Annotated in this window: 15 protein-coding genes and 1 tRNA gene; 8 read left to right on the top strand and 8 right to left on the bottom strand. The window is 70.5% G+C overall.

Translation table 11 applies throughout. The features are described from left to right. The first annotated feature begins 686 nt into the window (after nucleotides 1-686). Nucleotides 687-1,433 (top strand): hypothetical protein, encoded by a 747-nt coding sequence (locus tag JOD64_RS13550; protein ID WP_204942554.1) that lies wholly within the window; start codon nucleotides 687-689, stop codon nucleotides 1,431-1,433. Here JOD64_RS13550 and JOD64_RS13555 read toward each other — a convergent pair. Next, nucleotides 1,394-2,164 (bottom strand): CPBP family intramembrane glutamic endopeptidase, encoded by a 771-nt coding sequence (locus JOD64_RS13555; RefSeq protein ID WP_204942555.1) that lies wholly within the window; start codon nucleotides 2,162-2,164, stop codon nucleotides 1,394-1,396. The genes JOD64_RS13550 and JOD64_RS13555 overlap by 40 nt on opposite strands. A gap of 145 nt (nucleotides 2,165-2,309) precedes the next feature. Here JOD64_RS13555 and JOD64_RS13560 point away from each other — a divergent pair, with 145 nt between their 5' ends. Further along, the gene (locus tag JOD64_RS13560; RefSeq protein ID WP_204942556.1) at nucleotides 2,310-3,425 is read left to right on the top strand and encodes a globin domain-containing protein; all 1,116 of its coding nucleotides are present in this window, start codon (nucleotides 2,310-2,312) and stop codon (nucleotides 3,423-3,425) included. 69 nt (nucleotides 3,426-3,494) lie between these two features. Here the strand turns inward: JOD64_RS13560 and JOD64_RS13565 are convergent, their stop codons facing one another. Then, on the bottom strand, nucleotides 3,495-5,024 hold the full coding sequence (locus JOD64_RS13565; RefSeq protein ID WP_204942558.1) for a peptide deformylase: 1,530 nt from the start codon (nucleotides 5,022-5,024) through the stop codon (nucleotides 3,495-3,497). A 331-nt stretch (nucleotides 5,025-5,355) separates the two neighbouring features. On the opposite strand from JOD64_RS13565, the gene JOD64_RS13570 reads away from it, so the two are divergent. Beyond that, nucleotides 5,356-6,132 (top strand): IucA/IucC family C-terminal-domain containing protein, encoded by a 777-nt coding sequence (locus JOD64_RS13570; RefSeq protein ID WP_204942560.1) that lies wholly within the window; start codon nucleotides 5,356-5,358, stop codon nucleotides 6,130-6,132. Nucleotides 6,133-6,156: 24 nt separating this feature from the next. Here the strand turns inward: JOD64_RS13570 and JOD64_RS13575 are convergent, their stop codons facing one another. Next, on the bottom strand, nucleotides 6,157-7,992 hold the full coding sequence (locus tag JOD64_RS13575; protein WP_239559503.1) for a DUF6311 domain-containing protein: 1,836 nt from the start codon (nucleotides 7,990-7,992) through the stop codon (nucleotides 6,157-6,159). Between the two features lie 213 nt (nucleotides 7,993-8,205). On the opposite strand from JOD64_RS13575, the gene JOD64_RS13580 reads away from it, so the two are divergent. Next, on the top strand, nucleotides 8,206-8,916 hold the full coding sequence (locus JOD64_RS13580) for a class I SAM-dependent methyltransferase (RefSeq protein WP_204942561.1): 711 nt from the start codon (nucleotides 8,206-8,208) through the stop codon (nucleotides 8,914-8,916). Nucleotides 8,917-8,971: 55 nt separating this feature from the next. Here JOD64_RS13580 and JOD64_RS13585 read toward each other — a convergent pair whose 3' ends face one another. After that, the gene (locus tag JOD64_RS13585) at nucleotides 8,972-9,514 is read right to left on the bottom strand and encodes a YbhB/YbcL family Raf kinase inhibitor-like protein (RefSeq protein WP_204942562.1); all 543 of its coding nucleotides are present in this window, start codon (nucleotides 9,512-9,514) and stop codon (nucleotides 8,972-8,974) included. Between the two features lie 140 nt (nucleotides 9,515-9,654). Between JOD64_RS13585 and JOD64_RS13590 the strand changes: the two genes are divergently transcribed. Further along, the gene (locus JOD64_RS13590) at nucleotides 9,655-9,810 is read left to right on the top strand and encodes a hypothetical protein (RefSeq protein WP_204942563.1); all 156 of its coding nucleotides are present in this window, start codon (nucleotides 9,655-9,657) and stop codon (nucleotides 9,808-9,810) included. 29 nt (nucleotides 9,811-9,839) lie between these two features. Here the strand turns inward: JOD64_RS13590 and JOD64_RS13595 are convergent, their stop codons facing one another. After that, the gene (locus JOD64_RS13595; protein ID WP_204942564.1) at nucleotides 9,840-10,256 is read right to left on the bottom strand and encodes a hypothetical protein; all 417 of its coding nucleotides are present in this window, start codon (nucleotides 10,254-10,256) and stop codon (nucleotides 9,840-9,842) included. Nucleotides 10,257-10,349: 93 nt separating this feature from the next. Here JOD64_RS13595 and JOD64_RS13600 point away from each other — a divergent pair, with 93 nt between their 5' ends. Together JOD64_RS13600 and JOD64_RS13605 are read left to right on the top strand one after the other, a co-directional pair. After that, the gene (locus JOD64_RS13600; RefSeq protein ID WP_204942566.1) at nucleotides 10,350-11,033 is read left to right on the top strand and encodes a MerR family transcriptional regulator; all 684 of its coding nucleotides are present in this window, start codon (nucleotides 10,350-10,352) and stop codon (nucleotides 11,031-11,033) included. Between the two features lie 10 nt (nucleotides 11,034-11,043). Further along, nucleotides 11,044-11,787 (top strand): class I SAM-dependent methyltransferase, encoded by a 744-nt coding sequence (locus tag JOD64_RS13605; RefSeq protein ID WP_204942567.1) that lies wholly within the window; start codon nucleotides 11,044-11,046, stop codon nucleotides 11,785-11,787. Between the two features lie 45 nt (nucleotides 11,788-11,832). Here the strand turns inward: JOD64_RS13605 and JOD64_RS13610 are convergent. Then, nucleotides 11,833-11,919: transfer RNA gene (locus JOD64_RS13610), tRNA-Ser, on the bottom strand. Between the two features lie 161 nt (nucleotides 11,920-12,080). On the opposite strand from JOD64_RS13610, the gene JOD64_RS13615 reads away from it, so the two are divergent. Continuing rightward, nucleotides 12,081-13,055: an NAD(P)H-quinone oxidoreductase gene (locus JOD64_RS13615; protein ID WP_204942568.1), complete on the top strand. Its 975-nt coding sequence runs from the start codon at nucleotides 12,081-12,083 to the stop codon at nucleotides 13,053-13,055. Nucleotides 13,056-13,065: 10 nt separating this feature from the next. Here JOD64_RS13615 and soxR read toward each other — a convergent pair whose 3' ends face one another. Both soxR and JOD64_RS13625 read right to left on the bottom strand, forming a co-directional pair. Continuing rightward, a complete protein-coding gene (soxR, locus tag JOD64_RS13620; RefSeq protein ID WP_204942569.1) occupies nucleotides 13,066-13,539 on the bottom strand; it encodes a redox-sensitive transcriptional activator SoxR in 474 nt (157 codons plus the stop codon). Between the two features lie 122 nt (nucleotides 13,540-13,661). Further along, on the bottom strand, nucleotides 13,662-14,369 hold the full coding sequence (locus tag JOD64_RS13625) for a glycosyltransferase family 2 protein (protein WP_184179714.1): 708 nt from the start codon (nucleotides 14,367-14,369) through the stop codon (nucleotides 13,662-13,664). Between the last annotated feature and the right edge of the window lie 21 nt (nucleotides 14,370-14,390).

Consider the following 14,390-nt stretch of genomic DNA (forward strand, 5'->3'; position numbering starts at 1 on the left):
TGCCGTGGCCCCCCGGACCCGTGTTTTGACGCTGTGCGGCAGCGTGATCGGGACTACGCTCCATCGATATGCAGGAGCAGCCGCCCAGCGAGTCGACCCGTCGAGAGCCTGCTGAGAGAGCGCGTCGGCGCTCCCCGCGGGCCACCTTCACGCCGCCGGTTGCCGCCGAGCAGCCCACGGAGACGGCGGCACCGCCGGCAGCCGCTCCGGCGAGCCAGCGTCCTCGACGGGCCAAGGCCGCCCCGGCGGTGCTCTTCCAACCACCGGAGCCGGACCGCCCCCTGCCCCGACAGCCGAGCCGCCCGTCGACCGGCCCGACCGGCCCGACCGGCCCGACCGGCCCGACCGGCGAGCAGCCAAGCCGGCCGAGCAGCGACCAGCCAGACCCGCCGACCCACGAGCAACCAGGCCCGCCGGCCGGCGAGCAGCCAGACTCACCGACCGCCACCGGGGGTAGCAGCCAGCCAGGCCCGTCGGCAGGCGTCGAGCCGGCGACCCGGCCGTCGAAGGCCCGGACCACCCCCGTTCGCAAGGCAGCCGCCAGGAAGGCAGCCGCCACGTCAGCCGATGTGACCCCGAGCACGCCGCCGCCGGCACCCTCCCCGCGCAAGCGCGCACCGAGCCCCACCAAACGGACGGCGCCCCCTCGAAAGAGCACGACGCCGAAAGAGTCCGCACCCGAACCCGTGGCCGAGCCGCACAAGGCACTGGCAACCCCCACCGGGGCGCAGACCGCGCCGGCTCTGGGGCGTACCCCGGAATCGGAGCTGCGGGCGGTCGCCGCGCGCGTGCTCGACCACCCGGGCTTCGCGCCGGAGCTGTTGGCTCTGGCTGCGGTGCGGGCACTCGGGCCCGGCGCGGCCGACTGGGCCGAGCGCCTGCGAGCGCGCTACCCGGATGCGTCGGCGGACGGCCTGGCCCGGTTGGCCACCCAGCGGTTCGTCCGCTCGGCGGGCGCGGGCGGGGCGACCGCGGCGCTGGCCGGTCTCTTCGCGCCGCTGGCCGAGTTGGCCTCGGTGCTGTGGACGCATGCGAATCTGGTGCTGCACCTGGCTGCGGCGTACGGCAAGGATCCGGCTGATCCTGCCCGGGCCGTCGAGTTGCTGGTGCTCACCCAGGTGCATCCGGATTCGGCGAGCGCGCAGGCGGCCCTGGCTGCCGCACAGACGGCGGGCGATCCGGTCGAGGGGGCCTGGCCACGGGCGGCAGAGGCCGCCTGGCGGTTGGCCGCGCCGCTCACCGCACAGGCAGGCGGCTGGGTTGCGTTGCGGCTGGTGGCGCGGCTGCTACCGGGCGCGGCGGTGCTCGCGGCGGCGCTGGGTGACGCGGCTGCGGCCGACCGGCTCGCGGCCCGAACGGTGGCCGCCTACCGACCCCACCGGGCGCTGACCGGTCAGAGCCAGTCGAACCACTCCCGGGGCAGCAGCGCGTAGCCGACGAAGGCGACCACGTCGAGCAGGGTGTGCGCGATGACCAGCGGCAGCACCCGCCGGGTGCGCAGGTAGAAGAGGCTGAACACGACGCCCATCACCGCGTTGCCGACGAACGCGCCGAAGCCCTGGTAGAGGTGGTACGAGCCGCGTAGCAGCGCGCTGGTCGCGATGATCGCGCCGAGCCGCCACTGGAGCTGGCGCAGCCGGGTGACCAGGTACCCGACCACGATCACCTCCTCCAGCACGGCGTTCTGCACGGCGGCGAGGATCAGCACCGGGACCGCCCACCAGACGTCCGGCAGCGCGGCCGGCACGAGCGTGGCGTTGAGGCCGAGCTGAGCCGCCACCCAGACCAGGGCCAGCCCGGGCAGGCCGATCAGCGCGGCCAAACCAGCGCCGCGGGCCAGGTCCTGGCCGGGCCGCCGGGCGTCCAGGCCGAGGGTCCGCGCAGGGTCGCCGGGGTCGCGGCTGAGCAGGTGTACGGCGAGCAGCACCGGCAGCAGCGCGAACACGATGCCGAGCAGTTGGTACGTCAGGTCCAGCCATTGTCGGGCCGACGCCGAGGTGTTCAGTGCGGCGGTCTGCTTGGAGAGCGGCCCCTCCGCGGTCAGCTTCGCGATGATCGAGACCACCGCGTAGACCGCGGACTGGCCGAGGGAGAGGCCGAGGACCAGCAGCGTCTCGGTGCCCAGCAGTCGGCGGGACACCGGGCGGGTCAGCTCAACGGTCACCGCACCACTCTGCCCGACGGCTGGCGCCGCTGACACGGCCGACCGGCCAGCATGAGCCGATCGCACATTCTGTGCGACCAGCCGACACTCTCCGTGGACATTCTATGGGCGCCCGTTCCGCTGCCGACTGGAGGAGGAGCGCCCCATGGACAACCTCGCGCGGTTGCTGAAGGAGAGCTGGACCCTCGTCGAGGACGACCGGGCCCGGCTGAGCGGCCACTTCTACGCCCGGCTGTTCCTGCTCGACCCCGCCCTGCGGCAACTCTTCCCGGTGCAGATGGCCGACCAGGGCGACCGCCTCCTGGAGGCGATCATCACGGCGGTCCACACCGTGGATGATCCGGAGAGCTTCGACGAGTTTCTCCGGGCGCTGGGCCGCGACCACCGCAAGTACCACGTCGACGACCGGCACTACGCGACGATGGGAGTTGCGCTGTTGGATGCGCTGCGCAGCACCGCTGGCGACGGCTGGAACCTGGAGTACGACCAGGCGTGGCGAGAGTCGTACGCGGCGATCGCCGCCCTGATGATCGCCGGAGCCGCGGACGACGAGGACCCTCCGTTCTGGCACGCCGAGGTGCTGACCCACCAGCGGTACGGCCCGGACACCGCCGTGCTGACCTGTCAGGCGTTGCAGCATCCGCTGCGCTGGCGGGCTGGGCAGTACGTCAGCCTGGAGGTCCCGCGCCACCACCCCCGGGTGTGGCGGAACTACTCGGTGGCGAACGCCCCGAAGAGCGACAACGTGCTGGAGTTCCACGTGCGGTCGCCGGGGGCCGGCTGGGTGTCCGGTGCGCTGGTGCGTCGGGTGCAGCCGGGTGAGCTGCTCCGCCTGGCGGCGCCGATGGGGTCGATGACCCTGGACCGCGCCTCGGAACGGGACATTCTCTGCGTCGCCGGCGGGGTCGGCCTGGCGCCGATCAAGGCCCTGGTGGAGGAGTTGGCCACCTACAACCGGACCCGGTGGGTGCACGTCTTCTACGGTGCCCGGCATTCGGCGGACCTGTACGGCCTCGCCGGGTTGCAGGAGTTGGTCGCCGTACACCCGTGGTTGTCCGTCACCGCGGCCTGTAGTGACGACCCGGACTTCGACGGTGAGCTGGGCGACATCCCGGACGTGGTGGCCCGGTTCGGCCCGTGGACCACGCACGACTGCTACGTCTCCGGCTCCGCCCGGATGGTCCGGTCCACGCTGCGGGTGCTCGCCGCGGACGAGGTGCCGCCGCCGAACATCCGCTACGACACCTTCGGTGACCTCTAGACGTTCCTCCCCCCATACCGGGGCGCGTGCCCCTGCCCCCTGGGGCACGCGCCCCGGTCCCCCCTCTGCTCAGTAGCGCCAGGGGCGCCCGGTTTCGCGGTATTCCTCCACCGGCACCAACGGCACCCCGGGTGCCATCCGGTCGACGTAGAGCTTGCCCTCCAGGTGGTCGATCTCGTGTGCGACCAGCCGAGCCATGCCGAACTCGAACGACGTGATGATGCGACTGCCGTCCCACTGGGCATGTTCCACGTCCAGTCGCAGCGGTCGGGGCACCAGACCTCGGTGATCGAAGAAGGACAGGCAGCCCTCGTACTGCTCGTCGGTGTCCGGGTCGGCGTCGACCACCCGGGGGTTGAGCAGCACGACCGGTTCGGCCGACCGGTCGGGGGGCCGCAGTACGGCCGCCGCCCGGCCGACACCGAGCTGCGGGGCGGCAACGCCGACTCCCTTGCTGAACGGGTGCAACTCGTCGAGCCGGGCCAGTGCCCTGGTGAGCCGGTCGACCACGTCCCGGGCGATCTGCTCCTCGCCGGGCAGGTCGAACGGGCGGGCACGCTGGCGGAGCAGGTCGGCGCCGCGTTGCACGATGCCGAGGCCGCGCATCCGGTCGCTGGGCCGGACCCGGACCCCGTTGGGCACGCTCTCCTGATCGGTCTCCGGGCGGGCACGGAAGCGCCACTGCATCCGGTAGCGGGCGTTCAGCGGTGGGTCGTCGGTCTGCCAGTCGTAGATTGCCCGGTCGCCCTCGTCGTGGCGCTGCGGGGCCGTCCGCAGCGGGCCCTCCTCCGCCGAGAGCGAGGTCTCCTCGCCCCAGACCTGCGGGTCGAGCGCCGCCGGTAGGTCGAGGCGTACGGCCAACTGCCGGGTGGGTAGCCGGACGGCCCGCTGGAACCAGGGACCCCACTTGTCGTGCCCGACGCTGTACGCGTACTCGATGGTGGCCCGGTCGCCGGGGTAGAGCGGGAAGCGCCGCTCTTCGTTCTCGAAGAGCAGCCAGATTTCCTTGAACGCGTCCCGATCGTGTTTGGCTCGCCAGTGCATCGGCTCCGCGTCGCCACCGCCGTCGTCTCGACGGGCCTGTAATTGCAGCTCGGCGAACGTGAGTTGGTGCTCCCGGTGGTGCCGGTTGGAGCGGCCGGGGTCGTTCGGGTAGCGGTCGACGGCGACCCGGACCAGGTAGCGGGTGACCGGCTCGGTGCCGGCGTTGTACAGCTCGCGGTGGATGACGCACCGGTAGCCCTCGTCGGTGTGGGTGAGGGTGGCGAGTTCCCGTTCCACGACGAGGCCGGTGCCGGGAGGCAGCCACTGTCCGGGCAGGTACGGCTCACGGTGCGACTGACCCGCACGGGCGTGCCGTAGGTCGTCGTACTCCCGGAAGCGCTGCCAGATCGCGCCGCTGGCCTCCAGGACGGCCTCGGCGCGGCGGGCGAAGTCTTCGGTCGGGCGGTGCCGGCGCCCTTCGACGTGGCTCACGTAGGACGGGTCGAACCCCATCAGGACGGCCAGTTGTTTCTTGGACAGCCCTCGCCCGGTCCGTTGTCGGGCGAGCTCGGCCGCGAATGAGTCGGCAGCCCGTTCGAGGGGTGAGGTCGTCATCAGCTTCCTCGTGGCCGGGGCTATAAGTTTCACTTTCTGTGCGCGAGCACACACGCATCTGGCATCTTTTCGACACACCGCTTGACAAGTCGCGGACGATCACCGATCGCGCCGTCGTTTCTCGCCGCTCACGCCGGGTAGTACGCGGAACACGCCGCGCTGCTTTCGCCGGGAGCGGGCGTGACCTGGGCCTCCCGATCAGACCAAGGTGAGGCTTCCCTTAGACCCGACGACCTGGTTAGGCTAGCCTTAGCTCAGGACGGCACTGGTCGTCCGCCGAGGGCACACTCCTCGGTCACGCGAACGGGGGACGACTCAGGTGACAGCGGTGATGCCCAGGCGGGACACCATCGCCACGCCGCTCGCCCCCGTCACCGCGGCGCTACGGGCCATGTTCGGCACCGACGACGTTCCCGGGCTCGCCCGGGGCCTGCTGGTCGACGACGAGTTCGGCTGGACGCCCGCCACCACCCTGATCGACGGCAGTCGGCTGCCCGACCTGCTGCGCGGCGCCGCCGCCCGCTGGGGCGGCACCCCGCACGCCTGCGCAGCGCTGGCCTGGAAGTCGTACAGCTATTGGACCGCGCTGCCGGTCGTGCTCGGCTGGGCCTCGGCCCGACGGGTGCCGCTGGTCGACCCGGCCGACGTGCTGATCCACTTCGAGGACCACCGGCAGCTGTTCACCTTGGGCCTGCGCCGCGGCACCACCGTGGCGGTGCTGCCGAGCGACCCGCTGGCGCTCGCCGGCCTGCCGGAGGTGCGGGTCGTCGCCGACGAGGCGGAGCTCCTGGCCGCGCTGCGCGCCGCACTGCTCGACGCTCACCTGGCGCCGCTCATCACGGCGATCCAGTCGGAGGTCCGGGTGGGCACCCGGACGCTGCTCGGCTCGGTCGCCTCCGGCATCGCCCACGGCATCCTGCGGGCCGCGGACGGTCTGCCCGGCTCGACGGTGGAGAGCATCGACACCCTGCTCGGCGCGCTCGACCTGGATGACCTGATCGAGTTGGTGCCGGGGCCGACCGGTGAGCCGAGCGTGCAGCGGCGCACCTGCTGCCTCGCCTTCACCCTGCCCCGCCCGAAGGTCTGCCAAGGCTGCTGCGTCCGCTAGGTGTTCTGCCCTGGGCCTCGCCGCTCAGTCGGTCAACGATCGGACGTCCCACACCCACACACCGCCGGTGAAGACCGGTTTGATCCCGGTCAGCTCCGTCATCCCCCGGCGCAGCGCGGTCTCGTGCTCGTGCGGCCCGAGGACGACCACACCGGCCCGCCAGAAACGCAGGTCGTCGACCGCCTCGACCCGAGCCTGCGGGGTGATCGGCGGCACTGCCCCGGTGCGCCGGATGGTGGCGAAGAAGCTGCTGGTGGGGCGGGGCGGCGCACCGAACAACGCGACCCGCGGGGGCTCGGCGTTGGGGCGGGTGTCCGGGCCCAGGAAGTAGCCACGGGCCAGCGGCATGTCGAGCCGGGTTTGCGCAGACCACCGCAGCGGCTCGGCGTAGGTGGTGTCCGGCAACGGCAGGGCCACCACGCTGCGCCCACCGGTCACGTACGGACGCCAGGCCCCACTTGTCACGAAGGTGGGGACCGGGTTGAGGTGGGTCACGGGCAGCGGAGTGGGGACGATCGGCAACAGGGCCATCGTGAGCACGGTTGCGGTGACGAACCGGACCTGTCCCCTCGCGGCCGGGTGCGAGCTGGCCAGTTCGCGGGCGCGTTCGGCAGCGTAGGCGAGCAGCAGCCCGATGATCGGGGTGATCGCCAACGCCCACCGCGTCGGCACCACCGAGTGCAGGATCGGCAGGTTCTCCAGCGCCGCCCAGGGCCCCGGCACACCGGTACCCCGGTTGTCGAAGCGAACCTCGCGGCCCAGCGAGAGCACCGCGAAGAGGAGCCCGAGCGCGGCCAGCGCGAGCACCACGACCGAGCGGCGTAACCACCAGACCAGGGCGATCACCAGGACCACCAGCGCCCAGCCGAAGAAGCTGTTCTCCTCGGTCGGATTCTTGGCCAGCCCGGCGGCGGTACGCGGGCTACCGGCAAGCGCCTCCCGGGAGTACGCGACGAACGAGGCCAGGTCGCTGGAGTAGCCGCGGATCAACCGGGACAACCCGGAGTACGCGTCCGGCCCGAAGAACTGCACGTACAGGGGGTACGCCAGCAGCAGCCCGGCGACCCCGGCCGCGACGGCGAGACCGGCGACGAAGGGCCGGGCCCGTGCTCGCAGATCGGCACGACCGAGGGCGAGCACGCCGATGATCACGCCGAGCCCGATCGCGGTCATCAGCAGGATCTCCAGGTTGAGGAAGGCCTGCCAGACGATCACGAGCGCGAGAAGGACTCCGTTGCGCAGCCAACGGCCCGCCTCAGCGAGTCGCAGCGTGCGCCAAATGATCAACGGGACGACGAACTGCGACACGATGTTCGGGTGCCCATTGGCGTGCGACACCATGGCCGGCGCGAACGCGCAGAAACCACCGCCCAGCCACGCCGGCCCGCGGGCGCCGATCAGGACCCGGGAGAGCAGGAAATACCAGGCAGTGGCGGTGGCAATCATGCCGGCGGTGAGAAAGACCAGGAATGCCACCCGCGGCCCCAGGAGCAGGGTGACCGGCGTCAGTGGCAATGAAATGGATAATACGGACGTATTGGCCATCAGATTCACGCCGTCGGGAACGTTCATCTGATTGGAGTGGAACGGATAGGCAAAATGCGTAACAACTCGCGCACCGTGCGCCATCATCCATTCGAACTGCGACTGATCGGACTGGTTGTCCCGCACGCCACTGCCGGGCTCCAACCAGAGGCGAGCAGTCACCCACAGACCGAGCACCACGAAGCTCAGCACGGCGGCCAGGTCGACCCACTTCCCCTTGCGGGAAGGCCGAACGCCACCAGAGGCCCCCTGCACCGACGACGCAGCGGCCGGACCGCCACTGTCGCTGGGTACGTCCGGTTCAGGAGTAGTCATGACAATTCATAGGGTAGTCAGGGCATGGCGCTGCCGTGACATGTTTCGGGGTACTGCCGTACTATGTGCCGGGTTCGCCGACCGCCGATCACGAACCCACCCCCCGACCACAATTCGGCCACCCCCGATGCCCCGATTCTTCTGCCATCCCAGCGGATGATTCACTCTGTCGGTCCAGGCACGGGTCGAGTTCATATCGTGAGGAATCGACGCATGGCAGAAATCACTGGGGATCAGCGCGTGCAGTCCGAGGTGCTGGAAGGCCTGGCGACCGCTGTCAACCACCGTCGCTGGTTCATCGAACTGGCCCTGCCCTACCTCGGCGACGATCCGATCGAGATCGGCAGCGGTCTCGGTGACTACGCGCTGGAATGGTCGGAGCTGCTGCCCCGCTTCACCGCCACCGAGGCCGACCCGGACCGGCTGGTGCAGCTCAAGGAGCGCCTCGCCGACCGGCCGAACATCGACGTCCGGCAGATGCTGCTGCCGCACAACGACCGCGGCGACCACAGTGCCGCGGTCTCGTACAACGTCCTGGAGCACATCGAGGACCACGTGGGCGCGCTGAGCAGCATGCGCGACCTGGTCCGCCCCGGTGGCAACGTGATCATCATCGTGCCGGCGTTCCAGTTCGCGATGAGCCCGGCCGACATCGCCACCGGGCACGTCCGGCGCTACACGAAGAAGACGCTCGAGGCGGCGATGACCGAGGCCGGCCTGACCGTCGAGAAGATCCACTACGCCAACGCGCTCGGGTTGATCGGCTACTTCATGGCCACCAAGGTCTTCCGGCTGATGCCGAAGGAGGGCCCGATGGTCAAGGTCTACGACACCGTCGTCCTGCCCGCCACCAAGGCCGCCGAACAGCGCCTCCGCCCCCCGTTCGGCCAGTCAGTCTTCGCCGTAGCCCGCGTCCCGTCCTAAACCCCCACCCCACCCCGCGCGGCCCCGCCCGCCGGGGTGGGGTGGGGGGAGGCGGTTAGCTCTTGATTTGGTACGTCGGGCGGATCACCGCTCGGGCCAGGGTGTGGAACGCGAGGTTGAAGCCGACGTAGGCGGGACTGGCGTCCGGGGTCACGTCCAGGTGGTCGACATCCACGGCGTGCACCGCGAAGACGTACCGGTGCGGGCGGTCGCCGGGCGGCGGAGCCGCCCCGCCGTAAGCCTGCTCGCCGTAGTCGTTGCGAACCGAGAACGCCCCCCCGAGGTCGGTGCCCGCCGCGCCGCCGGCGCCGCTGGGCAACTGCGTGACCTCGACCGGCACGTTCACGAGCACCCAGTGCCAGAAGCCGCTGCCGGTCGGCGCGTCGGGGTCGAAGCAGGTCACCGTGAAGCTCTTCGTCTCAGCGGGGAAATCCGACCAGGTCAGCTGCGGAGAGACGTTGTCACCCCCGGTGCTGCCATGCGCGTGCCGGGCATCCATCGGCTCGCCGTTCTGCACATCGTCACTCGTCAGCGTGAACGAGGGCAGCGTCGGCAGCAGCTCGTACGGGTCCGGGGCGATCGGTCGTTCCAGGGTCATCGGGACGCGTCCTTCCGGTGTGCGGAGATATCAGCCCCTTCTTACCCCGTTCGGCGGCGGTCGACGACCGGTTGGCCGGTGTCCGGGAGGCACCCGACAAAATTATAGTTGTCGCCGCAACGTTCCACGAGGGGAACTCCTTGGCAGGCATCTGGCGTGACTTCCTGATCGGCGTCGTCTCCGCCGTGCGGAAGCCCAACGTGCGGTCGCTCGTCCGGGAACGCCGACGCGCGGTCGAGCGGCTGGCCGAGGAGACGATTCGCGAGGACCGGCGGGCCGCGAACCCGCCGGAGTGACCGGGCGCGTCACGACGCTGCTCAACACCTCAAGCGGTCAGCAGCCCGACACCGAGGCTCACCACCCCTGCGGCGAGACAGAATGCGCCCAGCCACAGCACCCAGACGAACCGGTTCGGCGCGGTGACGTTCCTGCCGGCGGACGACGCGAAGAATCCCGCCGACATCAGGATCGCGGCGAGCGGCACGCCAAGCCTCGCGGTCCAGAGCAGAACGCCGCTGAGCCCGGTGGCGTCCACATAGAGCAGGGCGATCAGGCTCAGGAGGACCAGCACGCCGGCGTGACCATGTCCGGCGCGTGCGAATGACTTCTGGAAGTCCGTCATCGGAACCTGACCGCGGGCGATCCGCGTCAGGAACCAGCCGCCCACCTGGATGGTGACGATGGTGAGCAGCACCGCTCCGGCAAGGATCCGCGACTCGGTGCTGAGGGCCAGGGTCTGCACGGCAGTCTCCGTTCGGGTGTGAAGATGCAGACGGATAGCAGCGCTATCCGCTTACGGATAGCGCTACTATCCATCCCGATGAGAGGAAACGCAATGCGTATCGCGGAGCTGAGTCGCCGGTCGGGGGTGCCCGTGCCGACCATCAAGTACTACCTGCGGGAAGGCCTGCTGCCACCGGGCGAGTTGACCAGCCCCAACCAGGCAAGGTACGAGGAGCGCCACCTGCGCCGGCTGCGCCTGATCCGCGCCCTGATCGAGCTGGCGCAGCTACCCGTAGCCAGCGTGAAGATCGTCCTGGAGGGGTTCGACTCCGACGCCCGCCCGCTGCACGAACGGATCGGGGCGGTGCACCGCGCCATCACGCCCCACCACCAGGTGACCGCCGACGACGACGTACGTGCCGCCGCCGCAGCGCAGGTACGGGAACTTGTAGAGCGGCGCGGATGGGCGGTCGAGCCGGACGCGCCCGCCATCACGACGCTCATCGAGACCATCACCGCCATGCGCGCGCTCGGCCAGGACCGCCTCACCGGCCACCTCGACGCGTACGCGGAAGCCGTCGAGCGGTTCACCGATCTGGAACTCGCGGCGGTCACCTCGTACGCCGAGCCTGACCAGGTCGCCGAGAGCGTGGTGATCGGCACCATCCTCGGCGAGACGCTCATCGCGGCGCTACGGCTGCTGGCCCAGGAGAGCATCTCCGCCCGCCTGCTGGGCCCAGCGTCCACGTCCGAGGGGCGTGGAAATCCGTTGGACGGTCGCGGCCAGGCAGGGTGATCGTGGGCGAATGCGCCAGGACGAGATCTGGGACACCGAAACCGCGAGCCGCTACGACACCCCGGGCACCGGCATGTTCGCGCCGGAAGTGCTCGACCCGACGGTGGAGCGGCTCAGTCACCTCGCCGGCACCGGACGGGCGCTCGAATTCGCGATCGGAACCGGCCGGGTGGCGATCCCGCTGGCCGAGCGCGGCGTGCCGGTCACCGGCATCGAGCTGTCCGCGGCGATGCTCGCCGTGCTTCGCCAGAAGGTGGACGAGACGCGGATCCCGGTGATCGCCGGTGACATGGCCACCGCCACCGCACCGGGTGAGTTCGCCCTGGTCTACCTGGTGTTCAACACGATCTCGAACCTGCTCACCCAGGCCGAGCAGGTGGAATGCTTCCGCAACGCGGCCCGGCACCTGACGCCGGGCGGCCGTTTCGTCATCGAGCTGTGGGTGCCCGAGCTGCGCAAGCTGCCGCCGGGCCAGGCCGCGACAGTGTTCGCCTGCGAGCCGGGCTACATCGGCCTGGACACCTACGACACCCTGCTCCAGCACGTCGTGTCACACCACTTCGAGTTCGGTCCAGGGCGAGACGCGCGGGTGGGTCGGTCGCCGCACCGCTACATCTGGCCTGCCGAGCTGGATCTGATGGCGCAGCTCGCCGGCTTCGAGCTGGAGAGCCGGCACGCGGACTGGTCCGGAGCCGAGTTCACCGCCGACTCCCGCTCGCACGTCTCGGTCTATCGCCTGCCCAGTCACTCCTGACCAGCGTTCGCGCTGGTCAGGAGGAATTTTTGCGGTCCAGAGGGGCGGAGGGTGTGGGATTCGAACCCACGAAGACATCGCTGCCTTACCGGTTTTCAAGACCAGCGCCATCGGCCACTAGGCGAACCCTCCTGGGCCGCAACCCGCAGGTGTACGGCCACGCATAGTCTGCCACGGCCCTCGCCGGTCGGCCCGGCGTCCCTCCCCGGTGCGCCGGCCAGGAGTCTTGGCGCGTCCACAGTGGGCTGGAGGGTGCGCCTGCGGCACCCGGTGAGATCGGGAAGACTGAGCCCATGCGAGCCATCACCATTCCGCAGCCCGGTGGACCCGACGCGCTGGTCTGGGCCGAGGTGCCCGACCCTGAGCCAGGGCCCGGCGAGGTGATCGTGGATGTGCGGGCCAGCGGGGTCAACCGCGCTGACCTGCTGCAACGGCAGGGGCACTACCCTCCGCCGCCGGGCGCGCCCGCGTACCCCGGCTTGGAATGCTCTGGGGTGATCACCGTGGTCGGCCCGGAGGCCGCCGGGTGGGCGGTCGGGCAGCAGGTCTGCGCGTTGCTGGCCGGCGGGGGGTACGCCGAGCGGGTCGCGGTCCCCGCCGAGCAACTGCTGCCGGTGCCGGCCTGCGACCCGGTCGACGCGGCGGCGCTGCCTGAGGTGGCCTGCACGGTCTGGTCGAACCTGGTCATGGTGGCGCGGCTCGGCAAGGGCGAAACGCTGCTGGTGCACGGCGGGGGCAGCGGGATAGGCACCTTCGCGATCCAGCTCGGGGCGGCGCTCGGCGCCACCGTCCTGACCACCGCGCGGGAGACCAAGCACTCCAGGCTGCGCGAGCTGGGCGCGGCACACACGATCGACTACCGGGAGCAGGACTTCGTCGAGGAGGTCCGGCGAGCCACCGATGGTCGTGGCGTCGACGTCATCCTGGACATCATGGGCGCGTCCTACCTGGGCCGGAACGTCTCCGCGCTGGCGACCGGCGGCCGGCTGGTGACGATCGGGTTGCAGGGTGGGCGCACAGCCGAGTTGGATCTCGGAGCGTTGTTGACCAAACGGGCGAGCATCGCCGCGACGTCGCTACGCTCCCGCCCGCTCGCGGAGAAGGCGAAGATCGTCCAGGGCGTACGGGACGAGGTGTGGCCGTTGATCGAGGCTGGCATGGTCCGACCGGTGGTGGACCGGCGGCTGCCGATTACCGAAGCCGCGCAGGCGCACCGGCTCGTCGAGTCGAACGATCACTTCGGCAAGGTGCTGCTCCTGCGGGTGTGATGCGGCGGCGTCAGGCGAGCGAGTCCGCCGGGGTCGACTCCTCCGGCGCCCGGGGCAGCATCAGACGGGCGCCCGGCCCCTCGCCGGCCAGCGCGTCCCCGGGGTTGTTGAGCGTGCACCGCTGCAGGGAGAGGCAGCCACAGCCGATGCAGCCGTCCAGGTCGTCGCGGAGGTTGGTGAGCAGCCGGATCTTCTCGTCCAACCGGCCCCGCCAGCTCGCGGAGAGCCGCGCCCAGTCCTGCGGGCTGGGCGTGCGGGCTTCGGGGAGTGACTCCAACGCGGCCCGGATCTCGTCAAGCGAGACGCCGACCTGCTGGGAGATCCGGATGAAGGCGACCCGCCGCAACTCGGCGCGGGCGTACCGGCGCTGGTTACCGCCGGTACGGTCGGCGCGGATCAGCCCGAGTCGCTCGTAGTAGCGCAGCGCCGACGGTGCGACGCCGGAGCGGACGGACAGCTCGCCGATCGTCAGTAGATCCTGCATCACCGGGTCCTTGAGTTGAAGTGCACTTCAACTCACACAGTAATGGCACAGCCACCGTACCGACCACCGAGACCGGCGCCCGGCTTCCCGGGCTGCTCCGACGACCTGGCGCGTTCCTGGGATCAGCGCGCGGACGAGGCCGCGGGGCGGCGGCGGGCGCGTTCGCGACCGAGGATCCAGATCGCCTCGACGCCGTCCTTCCAGGTGATCTTCTTGCCCTCTTCCCGGCCACGCGCCCGGTAACTGATCGGCACCTCGTACGGGCGGATCCGTTGCCGCAGCAGCTTGCCGGTCACCTCGGCCTCCATGCCGAAGCCGCGCGAACGCACGTCGAGCGACCGGTAGAGCGCCACCGGCATCAGCTTGAAGCAGGTCTCAAGATCGCCAATGTACGAGTTGAACAGCACGTTGGCCGCCATCGTGACGCCCTTGTTGCCCATCACATACCAGAAGCTGTAGGCGCTGTGGCTGCCGAAGGTGCGATTGCCGTAGACGACGGTCGCTCGCCCGTCGAGCACCGGGGCGAGCAGCTTGGGGATGTCCTGCGGGTCGTACTCCAGGTCGGCGTCGAGGATGACCATGTAGTCGCCCTCGGCGCTGTCGACCGCCGTCTTGATGGCGGCACCCTTGCCGGCGTTGCGCTGGTGGGTGATGACCCGCAGGCGTGCGTCGTCCGCGCGACCGAGGACCTCGCCGGTGCCGTCCCGACTACCGTCGTCGACGACGACCAACTCGATCTCGCACGGATAGTCCACCGCCAATGCCTGCTTGAGGGCATCCGCGATGCGTTCTTCCTCGTTGAAGACCGGCATGAGGATCGAGAGCTTCACGGGAATCTCCACGGTGGTGAC

It is taken from the genome of Micromonospora luteifusca (assembly GCF_016907275.1).
Classification (GTDB): Bacteria; Actinomycetota; Actinomycetes; order Mycobacteriales; family Micromonosporaceae; genus Micromonospora; species Micromonospora luteifusca.

What these genes read in the sequence shown, in the direction of transcription:
- JOD64_RS13570 (WP_204942560.1), top strand. Translation starts at nt 5,356, where the DNA reads ATGCCCAGGCGGGACACCATCGCCACGCCGCTCGCCCCCGTCACCGCG.
- soxR (WP_204942569.1), bottom strand. Translation starts at nt 13,539, where the DNA reads ATGCAGGATCTACTGACGATCGGCGAGCTGTCCGTCCGCTCCGGCGTC.
- JOD64_RS13615 (WP_204942568.1), top strand. Translation starts at nt 12,081, where the DNA reads ATGCGAGCCATCACCATTCCGCAGCCCGGTGGACCCGACGCGCTGGTC.
- JOD64_RS13565 (WP_204942558.1), bottom strand. Translation starts at nt 5,024, where the DNA reads ATGACGACCTCACCCCTCGAACGGGCTGCCGACTCATTCGCGGCCGAG.
- JOD64_RS13560 (WP_204942556.1), top strand. Translation starts at nt 2,310, where the DNA reads ATGGACAACCTCGCGCGGTTGCTGAAGGAGAGCTGGACCCTCGTCGAG.
- JOD64_RS13575 (WP_239559503.1), bottom strand. Translation starts at nt 7,992, where the DNA reads ATGACTACTCCTGAACCGGACGTACCCAGCGACAGTGGCGGTCCGGCC.
- JOD64_RS13605 (WP_204942567.1), top strand. Translation starts at nt 11,044, where the DNA reads ATGCGCCAGGACGAGATCTGGGACACCGAAACCGCGAGCCGCTACGAC.
- JOD64_RS13580 (WP_204942561.1), top strand. Translation starts at nt 8,206, where the DNA reads ATGGCAGAAATCACTGGGGATCAGCGCGTGCAGTCCGAGGTGCTGGAA.
- JOD64_RS13585 (WP_204942562.1), bottom strand. Translation starts at nt 9,514, where the DNA reads ATGACCCTGGAACGACCGATCGCCCCGGACCCGTACGAGCTGCTGCCG.
- JOD64_RS13600 (WP_204942566.1), top strand. Translation starts at nt 10,350, where the DNA reads ATGCGTATCGCGGAGCTGAGTCGCCGGTCGGGGGTGCCCGTGCCGACC.